The sequence below is a fragment of the Chryseobacterium sp. KMC2 genome (assembly GCF_016756935.1).
GTDB classification, from domain to species: domain Bacteria; phylum Bacteroidota; class Bacteroidia; order Flavobacteriales; family Weeksellaceae; genus Chryseobacterium; species Chryseobacterium rhizosphaerae.
This window is the reverse complement of record NZ_JAESIT010000003.1, coordinates 64350-81836: the sequence shown is the minus strand read 5'-3', so window position 1 is coordinate 81836 and position 17487 is coordinate 64350. Positions and strand designations below refer to the sequence as shown.

At 36.9% G+C, this 17487-nt stretch carries 16 protein-coding genes; 12 read left to right on the top strand and 4 right to left on the bottom strand.

The window, feature by feature from the left end:
* Window positions 1–47 precede the first annotated feature (47 nt).
* Window positions 48–1040, top strand: coding sequence for an aspartate-semialdehyde dehydrogenase (locus tag JML65_RS04495; protein ID WP_115916649.1), 993 nt, complete (start codon window positions 48–50; stop codon window positions 1038–1040).
* 56 nt (window positions 1041–1096) lie between these two features.
* Complete coding sequence (locus JML65_RS04490; protein ID WP_202270036.1) at window positions 1097–2095, top strand: cation diffusion facilitator family transporter; 999 nt, start codon at window positions 1097–1099, stop codon at window positions 2093–2095.
* Window positions 2096–2115: 20 nt separating this feature from the next.
* On the opposite strand, the gene JML65_RS04485 is transcribed toward JML65_RS04490, so the two are convergent.
* Both JML65_RS04485 and xrtF read right to left on the bottom strand, forming a co-directional pair.
* Window positions 2116–2550, bottom strand: a complete 435-nt coding sequence (locus JML65_RS04485; RefSeq protein WP_047484843.1) for an exosortase F system-associated membrane protein — start codon at window positions 2548–2550, stop codon at window positions 2116–2118.
* Window positions 2537–3067, bottom strand: coding sequence for an exosortase family protein XrtF (gene xrtF, locus JML65_RS04480; RefSeq protein ID WP_047484841.1), 531 nt, complete (start codon window positions 3065–3067; stop codon window positions 2537–2539). The genes JML65_RS04485 and xrtF overlap by 14 nt, the downstream gene beginning before the upstream one ends.
* A gap of 121 nt (window positions 3068–3188) precedes the next feature.
* Between xrtF and JML65_RS04475 the strand changes: the two genes are divergently transcribed.
* From JML65_RS04475 to JML65_RS04450, 6 genes are all read left to right on the top strand, one after another.
* Window positions 3189–4214, top strand: coding sequence for an aminoglycoside phosphotransferase family protein (locus tag JML65_RS04475; protein WP_202270035.1), 1026 nt, complete (start codon window positions 3189–3191; stop codon window positions 4212–4214).
* Between the two features lie 91 nt (window positions 4215–4305).
* Window positions 4306–4722, top strand: coding sequence for an RNase adapter RapZ (locus JML65_RS04470; protein ID WP_202270034.1), 417 nt, complete (start codon window positions 4306–4308; stop codon window positions 4720–4722).
* A 78-nt stretch (window positions 4723–4800) separates the two neighbouring features.
* Window positions 4801–5514: an NDP-sugar synthase gene (locus JML65_RS04465; RefSeq protein WP_047484835.1), complete on the top strand. Its 714-nt coding sequence runs from the start codon at window positions 4801–4803 to the stop codon at window positions 5512–5514.
* A gap of 10 nt (window positions 5515–5524) precedes the next feature.
* Window positions 5525–6277, top strand: a complete 753-nt coding sequence (locus JML65_RS04460) for a TIGR00730 family Rossman fold protein (RefSeq protein WP_052188461.1) — start codon at window positions 5525–5527, stop codon at window positions 6275–6277.
* A gap of 58 nt (window positions 6278–6335) precedes the next feature.
* Window positions 6336–6806, top strand: coding sequence for a DUF6702 family protein (locus tag JML65_RS04455; protein WP_228377469.1), 471 nt, complete (start codon window positions 6336–6338; stop codon window positions 6804–6806).
* Window positions 6807–7065: 259 nt separating this feature from the next.
* Entirely contained in the window at window positions 7066–7635 is a 570-nt protein-coding gene (locus JML65_RS04450; protein WP_047484831.1) for an AidA/PixA family protein, read from the top strand.
* Between the two features lie 69 nt (window positions 7636–7704).
* Here the strand turns inward: JML65_RS04450 and JML65_RS04445 are convergent, their stop codons facing one another.
* Window positions 7705–9864, bottom strand: coding sequence for a DUF5689 domain-containing protein (locus tag JML65_RS04445; RefSeq protein WP_202270033.1), 2160 nt, complete (start codon window positions 9862–9864; stop codon window positions 7705–7707).
* A 10-nt stretch (window positions 9865–9874) separates the two neighbouring features.
* Entirely contained in the window at window positions 9875–12619 is a 2745-nt protein-coding gene (locus JML65_RS04440; RefSeq protein WP_202270032.1) for a TonB-dependent receptor, read from the bottom strand.
* A gap of 404 nt (window positions 12620–13023) precedes the next feature.
* Between JML65_RS04440 and JML65_RS04435 the strand changes: the two genes are divergently transcribed.
* The 4 genes from JML65_RS04435 (at window position 13024) to JML65_RS04420 (ending at window position 17485) form a co-directional block, all read left to right on the top strand.
* The gene (locus JML65_RS04435) at window positions 13024–14223 is read left to right on the top strand and encodes an endonuclease (protein WP_047484826.1); all 1200 of its coding nucleotides are present in this window, start codon (window positions 13024–13026) and stop codon (window positions 14221–14223) included.
* Between the two features lie 51 nt (window positions 14224–14274).
* Window positions 14275–14694: a DUF6146 family protein gene (locus JML65_RS04430; protein ID WP_047484824.1), complete on the top strand. Its 420-nt coding sequence runs from the start codon at window positions 14275–14277 to the stop codon at window positions 14692–14694.
* A 193-nt stretch (window positions 14695–14887) separates the two neighbouring features.
* On the top strand, window positions 14888–15625 hold the full coding sequence (locus JML65_RS04425) for a hypothetical protein (RefSeq protein WP_115916657.1): 738 nt from the start codon (window positions 14888–14890) through the stop codon (window positions 15623–15625).
* 18 nt (window positions 15626–15643) lie between these two features.
* Window positions 15644–17485, top strand: a complete 1842-nt coding sequence (locus JML65_RS04420) for a 3-coathanger stack domain-containing protein (protein WP_202270031.1) — start codon at window positions 15644–15646, stop codon at window positions 17483–17485.
* Window positions 17486–17487 lie beyond the last annotated feature (2 nt).

Here is a 17487-nt window from a genome sequence, read left to right as displayed (position 1 = left end):
CGTTATAATTTATAAATAGTTTAATCTTTAAATTTTTAATTAAATCAATGAAAGTAGCTGTAGTAGGTTCAACAGGAATGGTTGGACAAGTTATGCTTAAAGTTTTGGAGGAGAGAAACTTCCCTGTAACAGAATTAATACCGGTAGCATCCGAAAGATCTGTAGGCAAGAAGGTGAAGTATAAACAGAAGGAATTTACGATTGTAAGCATGAAGGACGCTATAGCTGCCAAACCGGATATTGCGATCTTCTCTGCCGGAGGTTCTACATCTCTTGAATTTGCTCCTTTATTTGCAGAAGCAGGAATAACAGTAATTGATAATTCTTCTGCCTGGAGAATGGATCCTGATAAAAAATTGGTGGTTCCTGAGATCAATGCTGATGTTTTAACAAAGGAGGACAAGATTATTGCCAATCCAAACTGTTCTACCATTCAGTTGGTTATGGTTCTTGGGCCATTGAACAAAAAATATGATTTAAAAAGAGTAATTGTTTCTACTTACCAATCTGTAACAGGAACGGGAAAAGCTGCGGTTGACCAGTTAAATGGCGAGATCAGCGGTGATGACTCTGTTGCTAAAGTATATCCTTATCAGATCTTCAAAAATGCATTGCCACACTGTGATGTATTTGCGGAGGATGATTATACTAAAGAGGAAATTAAATTGATGAAAGAACCTAAGAAAATTTTAGGAGATGATACATTCAATTTAACAGCAACAGCCGTAAGAGTTCCGGTTCAGGGAGGTCACTCAGAAAGTGTAAACATTGAATTTGAAAACGAATTCGAGCTGGATGAAGTAAGAAAAATTTTATCTGAGACTCCGGGAGTAGTCGTAATGGATGATGTGAAAAACAACCACTATCCGATGCCTCTGTACTCGGAAGGAAAAGACGAAGTTTTCGTCGGAAGGATAAGACGGGATCTCTCACAGCCGAAAACGCTTAACCTCTGGATTGTAGCAGACAACCTAAGGAAAGGAGCGGCAACCAACGCCGTGCAAATCGCAGAATACCTTGTAGCAAACAACTTAGTATAAACTAACAAAATAAAAAAGAGTCTCAAATTGAGATTCTTTTTTTTATCAAACTCCATATGAATACCCAGAAAAACACTCATCAAGAAAAAATAGGATTCCAAAAGATCATTGCTGTCTTTGGAGTGATCCTTTTTGTTGGAAAAATTATTGCCTGGAAATTGACCAATTCCGATGCCGTATTTTCTGATGCCATGGAAAGTGTCGTCAATGTTATCAGTGCATTTATGGGCCTTTACTCCCTTCATCTTGCCGCAAAGCCTAAAGATGAGGATCATCCATACGGCCACGGGAAAGTAGAATTTGTCACCTCCGGGATAGAGGGAGCCCTTATTGCCATTGCAGGGATTATGATTATCTATGAGGGCATTCATAGTCTTATTGTAGGCAAAACACTGAGCAAAATTGATTTGGGAATATGGATTATTGCCGCTACTGCCATTATTAATTATCTTTTGGGATATATTTCGATAAAAAAGGGAAAAAGGGAAAATTCTCTGGTACTGATTTCTTCCGGAAAACATCTTCAATCTGATACCATTACCACACTGGGCGTTGTTGCCAGTTTAGTGATTGTTTATTTCACTAAAATCTATTGGCTGGATTCTGTGGTCGCACTATCTTTTGGACTTTATATCATATTTGTAGGCTATAAAATCGTGAGAAAATCTTTAAGTGGCATTATGGATGAACAGGATCCTGAAATATTAAATCAGGTCATTAGAATCCTTGAAGAAAACAGACACATAGAATGGATTGATGTACATAATATGAAAATCCAGCAATTTGGAGCCTCCCTTCATATTGATGCCCATATTACCCTTCCGTGGTATTATGATCTTCGTGATGCCCATAGTGAAATGGAAAAAGTAATTATCCTTCTTGCAAAAAATATGAAACGCAGTATTGAGTTCAATTTCCATATGGATGATTGTAAACCGATTTCATGCCCGATTTGCCAGATCAAAGACTGCCCTGTCCGCGAAAAGGATTTTATAAAACGTGTAGAATGGACACCTGAGAATGTAACCAGTGTAGATAAACACACTGCAGAATAGGAAATAAAAAGACTGATTTCTTACCCCTGTTTATTCATTTGCTTTCTATAATAAAATATAGGAACCACTAAAAGGATAATCAAAGGTTGGATCACAAACCGTCTCATATAAAAGGAGAAAAGATATCCTATCCCAAACTTGTCATGGATACAGTATAGATAAACTGGAAAAGTAATTACAAAAACAATACTCATTAAAATAGCCCCCTGCAATGTCCATTGCCTGTTTTCAAATAATCCCTGAACGATCAGGCATGAAAAAAGAAGATTTAAAATAAACCTGAACAGGTATCCTATGATCAATCTTCCCCATTCAAATTCCGGGAACTCAATATTTTTATTGGCTTCATGAAAATACGTAAGAAAAGGATCATAAAATAGAGTATCCTCAAGCACTCTTATTCCTATAAGACCGCCAATACCGAGTATAACCAGAAACCAGTTAAGAATTTTCATTTTTTAAAGCAAAGAATTTAATCCAGATTAACCAAAGCACCACAACACTTCCATAAATTATAGCGGGAAAAATAAAATCATGGAACATCTTCCCGTATTCCGGATAATCTGACATGACAATATTTAATCCAACAATTCTCAGGAGATTCATGATATAGAGTAAAACCAACCCTACTCCCACAAAAACAAAAGTTTTCGCTCCTTTATAAAAAGCAAAAACAAAAGACATAAATAAAATGATGACAGAAATAGCATTACAGCCCTCCACCATTCTTGTTACATATTGCCCTTTTACATAAAACCAAACCTGTTCATTTTTCACATCATCATAAAGAGCGGTCTCGTAACCTCCTTTATTTTGAAGATATGTGACCTGATTTCCTATCATTCGTGAAAAAGAATCCAATCCGTGATCTTTCTCACTGTTAAGATAAAACTGATAGGCAAAAAGCAATACCAGATAAACGATGATGAATCGCAGTAAAATACCTAAAACCGGTTTGAAATCTTTTAACATAAATACAAAGATAAAAATTAGGCCGTAATAACCTGAGCCCTAATGAAAAAAGTTAAGATGGGAAGCTATTTTAATCTCATGTTTCCAACTCATGTTAAATTAGTATATTTGTTTTTATATTATGACTTCTGAAAACGCAAAACGATTTTTTGAAAACCATTGTGGTAAAAAATCTTCCGAATTCGTCACATTAGCTCAAAGCGGCTCTGCCAGGGTAAATTTTCTGGCCATAACCGACCTTGAAAAGTACATCATCACCTACAATGAAAACATTCCCGAAAATGAAAGTTTCCTTTACTACTCCGGTGTTTTCTCTGAACTACACCTTAATACCCCGCATATTTTAGCTGTTTCGGATGACAGAAAAATGTATGTACAGGAGTTTTTGGGGGAGCAAACCCTTTCGGAGGTGATTACTAAAGAGCAGCTTTCGCCCCGAGTAAAATCATTTGTAAAACAGACTTTGGAGCGGTTATTCAGACTCCAGATTCAAACCCAGGGAAAAATTGATTTTACAAAAACTTTTGAATATGAAAATTATGATGAACTTCCGGTCATTCATGATTTATATTATTTTAAGAATTTCGTGGCAGATGTGTTGGAGCTGGAGTACAACAAATCTACCCTCCTGAAAGAATTCAAACAAATTGCTTTCCTTATTGAGAATCTGGAACCCAAAGGAATCATGATCCGTGATTTTCAGGCCAGAAATATTATGGTGAATGAGAAAAATGAAGTTTCATTTATTGATTATCAATCTGCCATGAAAGGTCCTTTGATGTATGATGTCATCTCCTTTCTTTATCAAGCTAAAGCCGATTTCCCTGAAGACTTCAAAAATGAAATGCTAGCATATTATATTCAGCAGTTTGAAGCTCCGGAAACAAGAATTCAGCTGCAAAATTCTGTGAAACCTATTCAGATGATGCGCTTTTTACAGGTCTTGGGAGCTTACGGATTCCGGGGATTAATCCAAAGAAAGCAGCATTTTTTGACAAGCCTGGAAAAAGGGATCAAAAATATCGCTCAGTTTGCTGATTCCTGGGAAGAGATGAAAAATTATCCGGAACTGAAAAAGGTCATTCAACAGCTGTCTCTTGAAAGATCAAAAATAAAAATTGAGGAAATACTAAACTTGAATCATTAAGAATACTTTATTTTTTGGATTGATCAAAATCTTACCTTACCTTAAAAACTTAAAATACCTTAGTGGTAAAAAAATATAAAAAAGAAGAAAAATGTTACACATAGACATACATAGCTTTTCGTACAAAAAAGGAGGAATTCCAAAAGATTACTCCGGAAACGGAGGGGGTTTCGCCTTCGACTGCAGAGGAATTTTAAATCCCGGTAGAATTGAAGAATATAAAATACAGACCGGAAACGATATTGGAGTTCAGGAATACCTGGAAACAAAGACAGAAATGCCTAAGTTTTTAGAATTGGTAAAGTCCATCATCTCTATCAATATCGAGGATTATCTGGCAAGAGGATTTGAAAACCTTCAGATCAATTTCGGATGTACCGGAGGACAGCACCGATCTGTATACTCCGCCATTAAAATTGCAGAATTCATCAAGGAAAAATACCCTGAAGGAACAGAAGTAACCCTTCACCATGATGAGCAACCTCAGCTGAACAATGGTAATCAGTAGTGAGCAATAAGTAATACCTTTATTACTTATTCCCTATTTTCTATTACCCATTACATATCACTCATTACCTATACTATTATGAAGGCTCTTATTTTTGCAGCAGGAAAAGGCACAAGGCTTAAACCGTTTACAGACCATCATCCGAAAGCTTTGGCAAAAGTGAATGGTATCCCTCTTTTGGAAAGAAATATCAAGTATTTAAAAAGTTTTGGAATACAGGATTTTGTGATCAACATTCATCATTTTGGAGACCAAATTGTTGATTTTTTACATAAAAATAATAACTTCGGTTGTAAGATAGAAATATCTGATGAAACCAATGAACTATTAGAAACCGGAGGCGGCTTAATTTTTGCTAGAAAGTTTCTTGATCATGGTGAAGATTTTTTAATCATGAATGCTGATATATTAACCAATATAAACATCAATACATTGGTAGAATATCATAAAAAGATAAAAGATTTTGCTACTTTAGCAGTTTCGGACCGTGAAAGTTCGAGAAAACTCCTTTTCAATGATGAGATGGTTTTACGTGGCTGGCTGAATGTGCAAACAGGAGAGCAGAGGCTGGCAGAATTCAATAAAGGATTTAAAGCCCTTGCCTTCAGTGGTGTCCACTGCATCAACCCTCTTATCTTTGAAAAAATAAAAAGAACAGGCAAATTTTCTGTTATGGAAGAATATCTGGATCTGATGCTGACCGAACATATTCACGGTTTTGTACATGACAGTATTCTCGTAGATGTCGGAAGACCGGAATCTGTAATAGAAGCCGAAAAACATTTTAAATAATTTTTTGCAAATGGAAATTGACGGAACCAGGGATGAAAGTTTAGTAAATCCAGAGCTTGACATAAACGAAACAAAATTACTTAACAGTTTCAGACAAAAAACATGGGACGAAACAATCGCTAAGGACAGCTGGATGGTTTTCAAAGTCATGGCTGAATTTGTAGATGGCTATGAAAAGCTGGCTAAGATAGGCCCATGTGTTTCCATATTTGGTTCTGCCCGATTGAAACCGGAAAGTCCATACTATGAAATGGCTGTAGAAATTGCCGAAAAGATCACCAAATTAGGGTTCGGAATTATTACCGGAGGAGGTCCCGGAATCATGGAAGCAGGAAATAAAGGGGCTTTCAATGCTAAGGGAAAATCTATCGGACTTAATATCGATCTTCCTTTTGAGCAGCATTTCAATCCTTATATCAATAAATCGTATTCTATGAACTTCGATTACTTTTTCGTGAGAAAAGTAATGTTTGTAAAATATTCCCAAGGCTTCGTGGTGATGCCAGGTGGTTTTGGTACTTTGGATGAGCTTACAGAAGCAATGACCCTGATTCAGACCAATAAAATTGGAAAATTTCCAATTGTTCTGGTAGGAAGTGAATTCTGGAGCGGATTGCTGGATTGGTTCAAAGCAACCCTGCTAAAAGAAGGCATGATTGCCGAAGATGATCTGGATCTTTACAGAGTGGTAGACACTGCAGATGAGGCCGTAGCGCATATTAAAGCATTTTATGATAAATATTCTGTAAATGTTAATTTTTAATTGGCATATTATTTGTGACTTATAACTAGCAAGTATGATTGTAAATCTATTAATTAAGATGAAAAAACTTTTATATATATCAGGAATTTTAACATTTTTTGTGTTAATGAGTTTTATGTATGTAGACTTTTTCTCTTCAATGACCAAGGTTGATTATATTGATGGAAGCAAGACATTGAAGTTTACCACAAAAATGAATACAAGCCATATCTCTGATGCTATTAAAATAAATCCTAATACAGCAGGATTTGAGGCTGAAGTTAAAAAATATGTGAATAACAATTTTGATGTATTTGTCAATGGTGCTCCCAAAACAATAACTTTCACCGGAAGTCAGGTAAGTGGAGAAACTGTATGGGTGTATTTTGAAACCGGAGGAGTTTCAGATATCAACACCTTAAAAATTAAAAACACGATCCTTCTAAGCGCCTTTCCAAAGCAAATCAATCTGGTGAACATTGCCTATAAAGGCAGCCAGAAAACGATGAACTTCCAGAGAGGAAAAGAAGTGAACGAGGTTTCTTTTTAAAAGAATTAAATTTAACCAGTATAAAGGTATCCTAGAAGTTAAGCTTTTAGGATATTTTTTTGCATTAAAAATCACTATAAAGGGATTAATACGTAAAAATACTGACCGTAAATTCCGCACTTATACGCTAACACAGGTCTTTTTAACGTCCTACATTTGTCATGTAATTACAATGTTGAAGCCGATATCACATAAAAAACGGGGCGGAATCTGAAAAGCCATACGAGTAAGGAAAACAAATCATTAAAAAACAAATCACATGGACACATCACAATTAGCATCAAGTCAGGAAATAGACATTATGGTTGTCATTGACACGGATTACGTAAAAGAATACATGAAATCAAATAACCTTACCCCTTGTACAGATGATATTACTAAAGCGGTACCTATTGATCATGCAGGGAAGTATATGATCGTTCCCACTACAAACGTTGCCGGAGGACAGGCAACAGGAGACTTAAACTTCACAGCAAGAGCCGGAGATACTGTATGTTTCCGAGGCTGTTCCATATATCAGAACTCAGATGATGCTATTATTATCTACAAAGTTCAAAACTATGCCGGAGTGGATGTATTTAACGGTAACCCTATTCAATATGAGGGGGTAGACAGAAAACAAGCGGCAATACCTGACCATACAAAAGCCGATGGCCTTCCTGCTTTACCTGCCAACGTTCTTTTTCAAAGTTTGGATGCAAGGATAGGTGGCACGGGACAGGGAAGCTATTATATTTATTTTGCGTTATATACCTTAGATCCTAAGAACAGTGACAAACAAAATCTTTACAGTTACTGTCGTTGGGACCCGACCATTACGGTTAAGTAGTACCTATTATTTTATATGGCATAAAAAAGCCGGCTCTTTCGAGCCGGCTTTTCATATCATAAGCAATGATTATTGTGCTTTTATCTTGAAATCATCTACCTCCCACGTTGCTGCGGCAGCAGTAGTAGAAGTATATTTAAAAGCGATTCTTACATTTTTTCCTAAGAAAGCGCTTAAGTTTACATTACCAGACCCAACCCAGTCACCAAATGCATTCGCATTGGTATCTAAAGTAGCCGGTAATAATGTCCATGTTGTGGTTGCAGGATCACCGGTATAATTATCTGTAGCATATACCTGTAAAGCATTTCCTGCATATCTTACGTCTGTTGAAAAGCTCACTGCAGCTTTAGTTTTTCCAACCAGGCTAACTGCTTTGGAAATCAACCAGTCTTCATTCACAATGTTATTTCCGGCACCTCCGGCATTACCATTCATCATGGCGTAATAATTCTGACCGTTTCCTTGGTTAGATGTCTGCCAAACCTGAGGACCCGTCACATTTTTCACGGTCCAGTCTGAGCTGAATCCACCTGCTGCAAAATCATCGCTGTATACAACCGGAATAGGGGTATATACACTACCGTCACATCTTGGTGCATCAAAGTCTATATTTGCCAGCTTAGTAATCCATAGCTGATAGGTTCCATTATAGATACTTAAAATAGCATAGGCATCTCCTTTTCCTCCTTTTACTTCATATCCACCAGGTTTAATACCTCCAAAACTAGCCTGACCGCTCGTTCTTAAAATCACTGTATTTCCTGAGCAATCCTGAAGAGTTCTGCTTGTTACAGCATTACCATCGGTTAGTGTTCTTCCCAGATCTCCATCAACAAACTGAAGATCTTTAATTTTAATCCATCTTCCAACATCACCTGTTGTTAGCTGAGATATTGTTTTCTCGGTAGGCACTACCGGTCTTGAAGCGGTATTGCTATCGAAGAAATATTTGTACATATCTACCTCCTCTATCTGTCCAAACTGTGTATTGTTACTGAATAAAGATCCTAACTGAACTTCTCCGTTTACACTTCTTACATACAGATTTTTAAGTTTGATATTCACATCTTTACCTAATCTGAATCTGCTGTCAAGATACAGGTTTGTTTTATTCATGTTTATTCTGATCCCTCCTGTAGCATCTTCTACATATACATACTTATAAAGGTTTCCTGTTTCATCATTAGCTACCACCTGAGCTTTAAGATAAGAATCTGAAGTGATCTGTACCCAGTTTGTAGTTCCTGCAGCCAATTGTTTCACATCGGCAACGGTTTTAGCCGTAAGTGAACCTGGATTAAAGTCACATGGTCCTTCTGTAAGCCCGTCTAAACGTGGAAATTTCTTCATATCAAGATCTTCCGACTTGTTTACATATAACTGATAAGTAGTTGTATTTCCAGATTGGAATTTACTGTAAATTCCAACAAATTTACCATTACCGGAAGGAAGAAGCTGACCTGCAAATGCTGCAAATCCACTGTTTCTTACCACCGCAGTTTTTGCATATTTTCCAGCTGCCCATCCTTCACCTATTGTTTTATCCACCGTTACTCCATTAGGTGCATAGGTAGTACATAAAGCTCTCGCATCAAATTCTACATCATTTACCTGGATCAGACATCCGAAATATTGATCATTGGCAGGAACCATGTCAGCCAGTTTCATTATTTTCGGTACAATCTTTCCTTTCGGAGCACAAGATCTGAAGATATGTTTTCCAACAAGTTTTTCAGGAATTCTTGATACAGACGCAGCAGAAGTTTCGGCCCCTGTTTTTACACCAAGCTGTACAAGGCTTCCATAAGCCCCTACAGCAAGTCCGTTAAGTTTGATGTATACTTTTGATCCCTGAGGATATTTGGTATAAGTACTTACCGCATCTACACTCACAGTAAACCCTTGTGTAGGATTTTCCAGTGCATCCTGAACGTAGATCGTTTTATAAATATTTCCTGTTTCATCCGTAGAAGAAACATATCCTACCAAATATAAGTCGTCAGCCTCATTATTGGGAGTGGTGTCTTCCGGAAAGGCATAGGTTACATTATTCTGAAATTTCGCTTTTACGTCAGCAAAAGGCATTACAATCCCGTTTTTATCGGCACAGTCGTAGCCGTCAAGATTGGGCTGATCGTATTTATCATCATGCACACATCCTGTTGTTATAAACAAGGAAGCTGCTGTGATAAAAATATATTTTAAAATTGAGTTATATTTTTTCATTGTAGTCGTTTTAGAATCTTAAATAAACGTTAGTAAAGAAAGTGATTCCTCTGTCATACCAAAGTTTTGGTCCAAAATAAGGAGTTTCTCTCTGCGCATCAGCAAGTGCATCACTAAAGTTCACATTTCGTCCTTGTTCAAATCCTCCGGTTACATAATTTCTGTTGTTCAGGATATTGTTTACAGAAACACTGATTCCCATTCTGTATTTTCCAAACTGGAAAGATTTACCGGCATTGGCGTTCAGCATAAACTGGTTATCGAATTTCTTCTGCTTGGTAATAAGCTCAATCAGTTCAGGAGTTACTCCGGCAAAAGGATCATTGGTCTGTGGATCCGTATACATATAAGGAGTCTTGTTCAATGCTGAGAAATCAAGATACTGATCCATCAGATAGTTCGCAGATGCTCCTACCCACCAGTATTTCGGAGAATTGTATTTTAATCCGAAAGAGAATGCTTTTTGTGGTGTTCCGGCTACTTTATATCCTTTAACATTAGCTTTACCCCAAACGTCTGTTCCTCTAAATCCGTTTAAGTCATCAAAAGTAGATACTTCAGGATTGTTCGTGTATTTGTATTCCCCTACACTGGCTACCCCTACTGCATTTAATGTAGGCGTGATTTTAACGTCAAAACCTAATTCAAGTCCCATGTATCTTTTATTAACTCCGCTCATTGCTTCATTAACCAAAGTACTGAAAGAATTCCCCAGGGTACCGTCATTTACGTCGGCATAATATCTTGAAATTTCAGTAGCGTTTTGAATCGTCGTTAAGTACCCTGATAGTCTCAGTTTTAAAATCTGCCCTCTCATCACATAACTCAGATCATTAGAATTGATCATCTGGTTACCCACTCCCGGCGTTTGGTAATCCACCATTCTTGGGTTGATATAGATTTCATTAAGCGTAGGTGCTAAGCTAAAGAAAGCTCCATTGTAAACAATAAAGTTTTTACCGTTGATTTTATAGGTAATTTTACCTTTAACCCCAGCATCTAAAGCATCATATACAGAACTCTTACCTTTAGAATTGTCTCTGAATCGGGCAATTCCACTTCTGAAGTTTCCTTCTCTATACGCTTCGGAATAAGATGAGAAAACGGAAGCAACAAAATTCCATTTGTTAAAATCTATTTCAGAAGAGATGTTCAATGAATAATGATTTCTAGTTAACTCGTAAGAATACTGGGTTCTGTCTCCTTCTCTTACTTCTGTATTTCCATTATCAGCATCATACTTTGCATCTCCGTTGAATGCATTGAGATTATTGGCAAAATTAGCTCCCAATAGGTCTTTAACTCTTCTGAAGTTATCAGATTTTAAATTCTGATAGTTGAAGTTTACGTTCAATTTCCAATTATCTTTCAGCCTTGTATCAAAGTGAGATGAAAAGTTGAACGTTTTATCTTTATTAACGTCTTCTACAATAGTATACACAGCCCCTCTCGCTTTTCCATCACCATCAACAAGGTTAAGGCGGTTGGCATTATAAAGAGAGTTCCAGTCTATTTGTGACTGCTGTCTGAATTCATCAGCAGAAAGAAGTCCGTAGCTTGGTAATTTCCTGTAATAAGTAGGGTTTGGATCCGGAGCATGGAACCAGTCTAGTCTGCTTCTCGCATCGCTACCAAACTGATAAGATACAGTGTTTGTCCAGTTTGAATTTTTTCCCACTTTCAGGTAATCTGTTAAGATGAACATAGGTTCAAAAACATTCCTGATTCTGGAGTTTCTTTTCTCTCCATCCTGCCATCCCCAGTATGAGTTATAATTTTTACCCATCAGGTCATACACCTCCTGAGTATTCGGAGCATTGGAAGCCCTGTAAGTAGGAGATCCGAAAGCAGTTAGGTTTATAGAGTGTCTATCCGTAAATTTTTTCTCAATAGAAGCAAAATAAGCATAGGCATCCTGATAAACTCCATCAATGATGGCTCTGTCTCCCCATCTTCTGCTTGCAGAGACAGTTACAGCCCATCCGTTTTTAGTAAGCCCTGACGAATAGGTAGCCATAGCTCTGTGCAGGTAGCTTCTGTTCGTAAATGAATAGGCTAATGAAGTTTGTTTTCTATAGCTGGAAGCTCTGGTATTATAGTATACTACCCCACCTAAATTTCCAAAAGTATATTCTGAAGGCGTAATATTGTCTACATTCTCATAAGGATATCTGGTCACATCATTCATCCCTCCCCAATTGTTGAAGTCTATTCTTCCGTCATCATTCTTAGACATGGATACTCCGTTAAAAAGAACATCTTCAAATCTGTTGTCTACCCCTCTTGGTCTGAACCAGTAAGCACCGAGTTCAAAAGCAGAAACATTCTGAAAAGCATCTCTTCCTGAGCTTAAAAGTCCTACAGTAGGCTGCATAGATGAGCCTCCGTCCTCAGAATCACTGGCAGAGTCGTCAATGACTATAACTCCTGCGTCTGATCCCAAAGTGTAATTAAGTGTAATAACACCTAAGTCTTTTCTCTTCTCATTTGCAGCTACATCAAACTCTAAGATTTTTGATTCAAAGTTTGGTTTTGCCACTGTAATAAGATAGCGTCCAGGTTTTAAATCCACAAACTGGAAGTACCCAATTTTATCCGCGGTCACATCGTCGCTGGATTGTGCTAGATCTACTTCTGCTTTCTCTAAAGGCTTACCATCCTGATCCTTAACATACGCATACACAGTGGTTTGCGCAAAGTAAAAAGATGCAGGCATTAAAGTAAATAAAGAGATTAGGGATAGTTTTTTAATCATAATAAACTTATTTTTAACTCCTTCTTTATTTAAGGGGCAACAAATTTAGAACTATTTTCATTAACTCAAACATTTTTAGTTCTTTATTCTATTAATTTTCCTTAACACCCCACTATTATCATAAAAATATATGCTAATTTTCATCAATTGCGAAAAATACAATAATACTATTCTTTCTATTTAAATTTACGTTAAAAATGAAGGCCATTTACTATAGATTACATAATGAATACGGATGTTGGCAAAATTAAATCCATAAAAAAATGAGCGCTTCACAAAGCTCCTGTTTTAGCTTTCCACCTTATTCTTAACTTTTTATTAAACTAAACTCAAATTATTTTAGTCTTTATTCTTATATAAAATTAGTAATTTTACCCCCTCAATTTTTTGAATATACTAAGAATATGAAAAAATATTTAATCATTGCCGCCCTGTTTTGCTTCAGTTCTGCTTTCTCACAACAGAAGCAGGTTAAAAGAGCAGCTATTGCCTTCCTAAATGTAGAAAACCTTTGGGATACCATTCCTTCTGCAGATTATATTGATGGAACTTTACCTCTTTCCAATCCTAAATTTCACAGAAGTGTACCTGTAGATTCTTTAAAGTTTCTTGAAACGACAGAAGACTATAAAGGAGAATGGAGCGATGATTTGTTAATTGGAAAAAAAGTGATCAGAAAACAGTTTTTATCTGAAGACTTTACAGCCAACAGCCCTAAAAGATGGGGAACAAAGTATTATAATCAAAAACTAGCCAATGAGGCAAAAGTGATTTCGGAACTGGGGAGACAGTACACTAATGACAACCCCGCAATCTGCGGATTAATAGAAGTTGAAAACAGACAGGTTATTGAAGACTTAATCAAACAACCTGCTTTGGCACGAAGCAATTATGGGATTGTTCATTTTAATTCTTATGATTTCAGAGGAATTGATGTAGCTATTATTTATCAAAAAGGAAGATTTTCTCTGTTGGATTCTTATAAAAAAGAGATTAAAATTTACGATGAAAACGGGAAAAGAGAATATACCAGAGATATCGTTATAGCTATTGGATTATTGGATGGAGAAAAAGTAGGTATCTTTATGAACCACTGGCCATCCAGAAAAGGTGGGGAAGCAATTTCTCTTGCCAAAAGAAATACAGCTGCTACTGTACTGAAAAACGAAATGGATAAAGTAACTGCTGAAAATCCGGGAATTAAGTTATTCTCCATGGGTGACTATAATGATGACCCTGTAAGCCCGAGTTTGAAAAAACACTTAGCTGCAGTAGGCGATCCGAGTGAATTATCAGATAAGACTCCTTATTATAACCTGATGTACAAATTATATAAGGCAGGTGTTGCTTCACTGGCGTACAGAGATGCTCCAAACTTGTTTGATCAGATTATTGTTTCAAGAAATCTTTATTCACCGGAAAAAATAACTCCTACCTATACCATCTATAAAGCAGAGATCTATGCGCCTGCTTATCTTGTAAACAAAGAAGGACAATGGAAAGGGTATCCGTTACGTTCTTGGGATGGAGACCGGTTCACAGGTGGATACAGTGACCACTTCCCAGCGGTTTCTGTAGTTCAGAAAGAATATATTAAAAAATAAATACAGAAAGGCACTCTTATTGGAGTGCTTTTTTAGTATAAATATTGCATCATGAAAAATTTTGTTTTACTACTGCTTATGGCCATTCTTCCATACAGTTGTTATTCTCAGAATAATCCTAAAAATAATAAAGAACAAACCGAAATGAAGCCTTCTAAAAATGAAGACGGAGAATGGGATATCGTTGTAATAGATACCCAGTTTGATTATTTTTTGAACGCGATTGCCAAACCTATGAATCAGTATTCAGAATCTTATCTGAAAAACAAAAATGCATTCTTAGTCAATGAATGGAATAGCTATTATAACACCGGCAAGTACAGAAATGTTATAGAATCAGGAATAGATTATGACCCACGGGAAAACTACGGGATAAAATTTGAATATAAGCTCTATCAGGTTTTTGCATACGTAAAGTGGAAGTACGGCCTCAAAATGAATGGGCTGTCCGGAAGCGACGGAGCTAGATAATACACATTAAAAAAAGGTTCAGAGGTTTTCTGAACCTTTTTTTTGAATTCTCATTTATTACATATTCTTTATGTAAACACTATGATAAAATTCAAAAATTATTCACAAATTCATTCTAAGTTTTAACTACATTTGCATATCACTGAATTTTAATTTTCAGTAACTAATAACCTATAAAAAACGAATTTAACTCATGAAGAAAATGCTCTCAGCACTGTCTGTGCTATCTGTATGTCTGCTAAGCGCTCAGCTTTATATCCCGGGAACACCATCTGTTTCTACGAATACGAATGTAGGAATTAACACTGCATCTCCACAAGGGTCTTTAGACATTAATGCTAATGGAAATATTCCCGTCATAAGAGGAAACGGCGGGTATATCCCAACTGGTCTAAGGTTTATTGATGACTCTTACACTCAGCAGGGAAATGTAAAAGAATGGGCTATATGGAAAGGAAATCAATGGGCAAAAGGATTGGCTTTCATGAGGTATGATGCTGTTGACTACTGTGCAACAGGAATTTGTGATGCCCCATTATTCCTTCATGACAATGGAAATATTGGAATGGGGTCCTTAAACCCGGATGCTAAGTTAACTGTAAAGGGAAAGATCCATGCCGAAGAAATAAAAGTAGATCTTAACGTACCTGCAGATTATGTATTCCAGAAATATTACACAGGAGCTTCCAGCTTAAAACCGGAATACACAATACCTACACTTGAAGATGTAGAAAAATTCACCAAGGAAAACAACCACCTTCCCAATATTCCATCAGCAAAAGAAATACAGGAAAAAGGACTCAATGTAGGAGAAATGTCAAATTTACTGCTGCAGAAAATTGAAGAGCTTACGCTATATACCATTGAACAGAATAAGCTGATTAAAGAGCAGCAAAAGAGAATCGAGGCTTTAGAACAAGCTAAAAAATAACCTATACAGTTATTATTTATGAAAAAAATTCTAATACTATTAACCTTGTGTTTTGCTGTAATTCAAATTACCGCACAAAGTTATGAAGAAACTTATCTGAAAGATGAGAAGAAAAGGCTTGATAAAGTAGCTCTTGTTGAAATTGAAATTGAAAACTTTATCACTCAGAATATCAATACATTTGATTTTACAGCAGTCATCAACTCTGTAGATACTACCAATAAAGAAACCGGCCAGCCACTTTCCGCTTCGGATTATGCCACTACACTTAATACCGCAAAGCGTCAAAAGCTAAGAAATGAATATTTCAAAAAAAATCCAGAAAAAGTAAGTCTGTATTTCGCACAGGTTCTTCAGCAGTGTACGAATGGAGGTTTTGAAGATAACGGAGGTTCTACAGCAGGCTACGGCTTTGCCAGTGATGTATATGATCAGTCTACCTGGGCACAGTACACACTTACACCGACCACCGTGGTCAACCCTGCTCCCAACTCCAATGTTACCTTAGTAGATGCGGGTTCCGCTGATCCTAACATTCCAAGTATTCCAAGAGTATATTCCGGAAAATATGCCATTAGGCTCAACCAGCCTACCAGCGTATTGTCCAGAAGGGCGTCATTGCTAAGACGGCAGTTTATTGTCAATGAGAGGAGTATAAGCTATGCCTATGCTTTATTTTTCCAAAATCCTGCAGATGGCGGCCATACCCAGGATACAAGATATCCCTATTATCAGGTAAGGCTGAGAAACAGCAGCGGTAATATAGTCTACCAAAGAACCGTTGACGGAGTCTCCAATCCTATTTTCAACTATAATCCTTCCAACAACATTTTATACTCCGGATGGAGATGTGAAAACATTGACACTTCACAATATATGGGACAGTTTGTAACACTGGAAATCATTATGTCAAACTGCGGAAATAGCGGCCATTATGGATATGGTTATTTTGATGATTTCTGTGGGTTACCTCCTAACTGTAATATCCCTAGTGTTGGAACAATCAATCTTCATCCCCGAAGTCAAACAGGGTGTCCTGAAGAACCTATGTATATCACGGGTAACTACCAGCTTCCTCCTAATGCAACGTTTCAAATGCCTGGAGCCGGTATCAAGCTTGACATCCTCGAAGCGAGCACAGGAAATCTTGTTACAACGTTAACGTCTCCCAACTTTCCGAGTACTAATAATTTCAGTTTCTACGTAAGTAATTATTCCTTTTATCCTTCAGGAATGACCTCTAATACAGAATTCAACTTTAGAGTAAGAATGATTTATAATACGGGAGGAATTAACCAGCCGGAGGTTTCGGCTAACCATACCAATCCTCCAGGTCCTGATGTTTCTTTTAAAAACTGCAATAGCCCATGTTTTGAAGAAATGTATATCAACGAAAAGGTGGTTACCTCTCAAACTTTTCAGGCAAGTGGAGGAATCTACGCGAGCTCACAAATATATCCCAACCTCGAGGTCACCTACAGAGCGGGGTATCAGATTCAGCTATTACCGGGCTTCTACACTACCGGACAAGATGTGGGTATATTCCATGCTTATATTGGCCCATGTGAAGACAACAATACCTTCACCAAAATCCCTCCGGTAAATTCAATGGCTAAGGCTTCTGAAACTCAGATATTACCTGCAGAGATTAAAATTCATCCTAATCCTGCCTCAGGGTATTTTAAAATAAGTACAGGCAACGAGAAACTTCTTTCATGGGAAATGTATGACCTCTCCGGAAAGATGGTACTGAAAGGAACTACTTCTGATGCAAATGTTCAGAATCTCCTAAAAGGCAATTATTTCTTAAAAATAAATCTTGAAAAGAGACAGGTGAGTAAAACCGTCATTTTAAAATAATA

Coding starts and splice junctions, on each gene's coding strand:
- JML65_RS04450 (WP_047484831.1), top strand. CDS start 7,066: ATGGACACATCACAATTAGCATCAAGTCAGGAAATAGACATTATGGTT.
- JML65_RS04435 (WP_047484826.1), top strand. CDS start 13,024: ATGAAAAAATATTTAATCATTGCCGCCCTGTTTTGCTTCAGTTCTGCT.
- JML65_RS04495 (WP_115916649.1), top strand. CDS start 48: ATGAAAGTAGCTGTAGTAGGTTCAACAGGAATGGTTGGACAAGTTATG.
- JML65_RS04485 (WP_047484843.1), bottom strand. CDS start 2,550: ATGAAAATTCTTAACTGGTTTCTGGTTATACTCGGTATTGGCGGTCTT.
- JML65_RS04430 (WP_047484824.1), top strand. CDS start 14,275: ATGAAAAATTTTGTTTTACTACTGCTTATGGCCATTCTTCCATACAGT.
- JML65_RS04465 (WP_047484835.1), top strand. CDS start 4,801: ATGAAGGCTCTTATTTTTGCAGCAGGAAAAGGCACAAGGCTTAAACCG.
- JML65_RS04470 (WP_202270034.1), top strand. CDS start 4,306: ATGTTACACATAGACATACATAGCTTTTCGTACAAAAAAGGAGGAATT.
- JML65_RS04490 (WP_202270036.1), top strand. CDS start 1,097: ATGAATACCCAGAAAAACACTCATCAAGAAAAAATAGGATTCCAAAAG.
- JML65_RS04445 (WP_202270033.1), bottom strand. CDS start 9,864: ATGAAAAAATATAACTCAATTTTAAAATATATTTTTATCACAGCAGCT.
- JML65_RS04475 (WP_202270035.1), top strand. CDS start 3,189: ATGACTTCTGAAAACGCAAAACGATTTTTTGAAAACCATTGTGGTAAA.
- JML65_RS04455 (WP_228377469.1), top strand. CDS start 6,336: ATGAAAAAACTTTTATATATATCAGGAATTTTAACATTTTTTGTGTTA.
- JML65_RS04440 (WP_202270032.1), bottom strand. CDS start 12,619: ATGATTAAAAAACTATCCCTAATCTCTTTATTTACTTTAATGCCTGCA.
- JML65_RS04420 (WP_202270031.1), top strand. CDS start 15,644: ATGAAAAAAATTCTAATACTATTAACCTTGTGTTTTGCTGTAATTCAA.
- JML65_RS04425 (WP_115916657.1), top strand. CDS start 14,888: ATGAAGAAAATGCTCTCAGCACTGTCTGTGCTATCTGTATGTCTGCTA.
- xrtF (WP_047484841.1), bottom strand. CDS start 3,067: ATGTTAAAAGATTTCAAACCGGTTTTAGGTATTTTACTGCGATTCATC.
- JML65_RS04460 (WP_052188461.1), top strand. CDS start 5,525: ATGGAAATTGACGGAACCAGGGATGAAAGTTTAGTAAATCCAGAGCTT.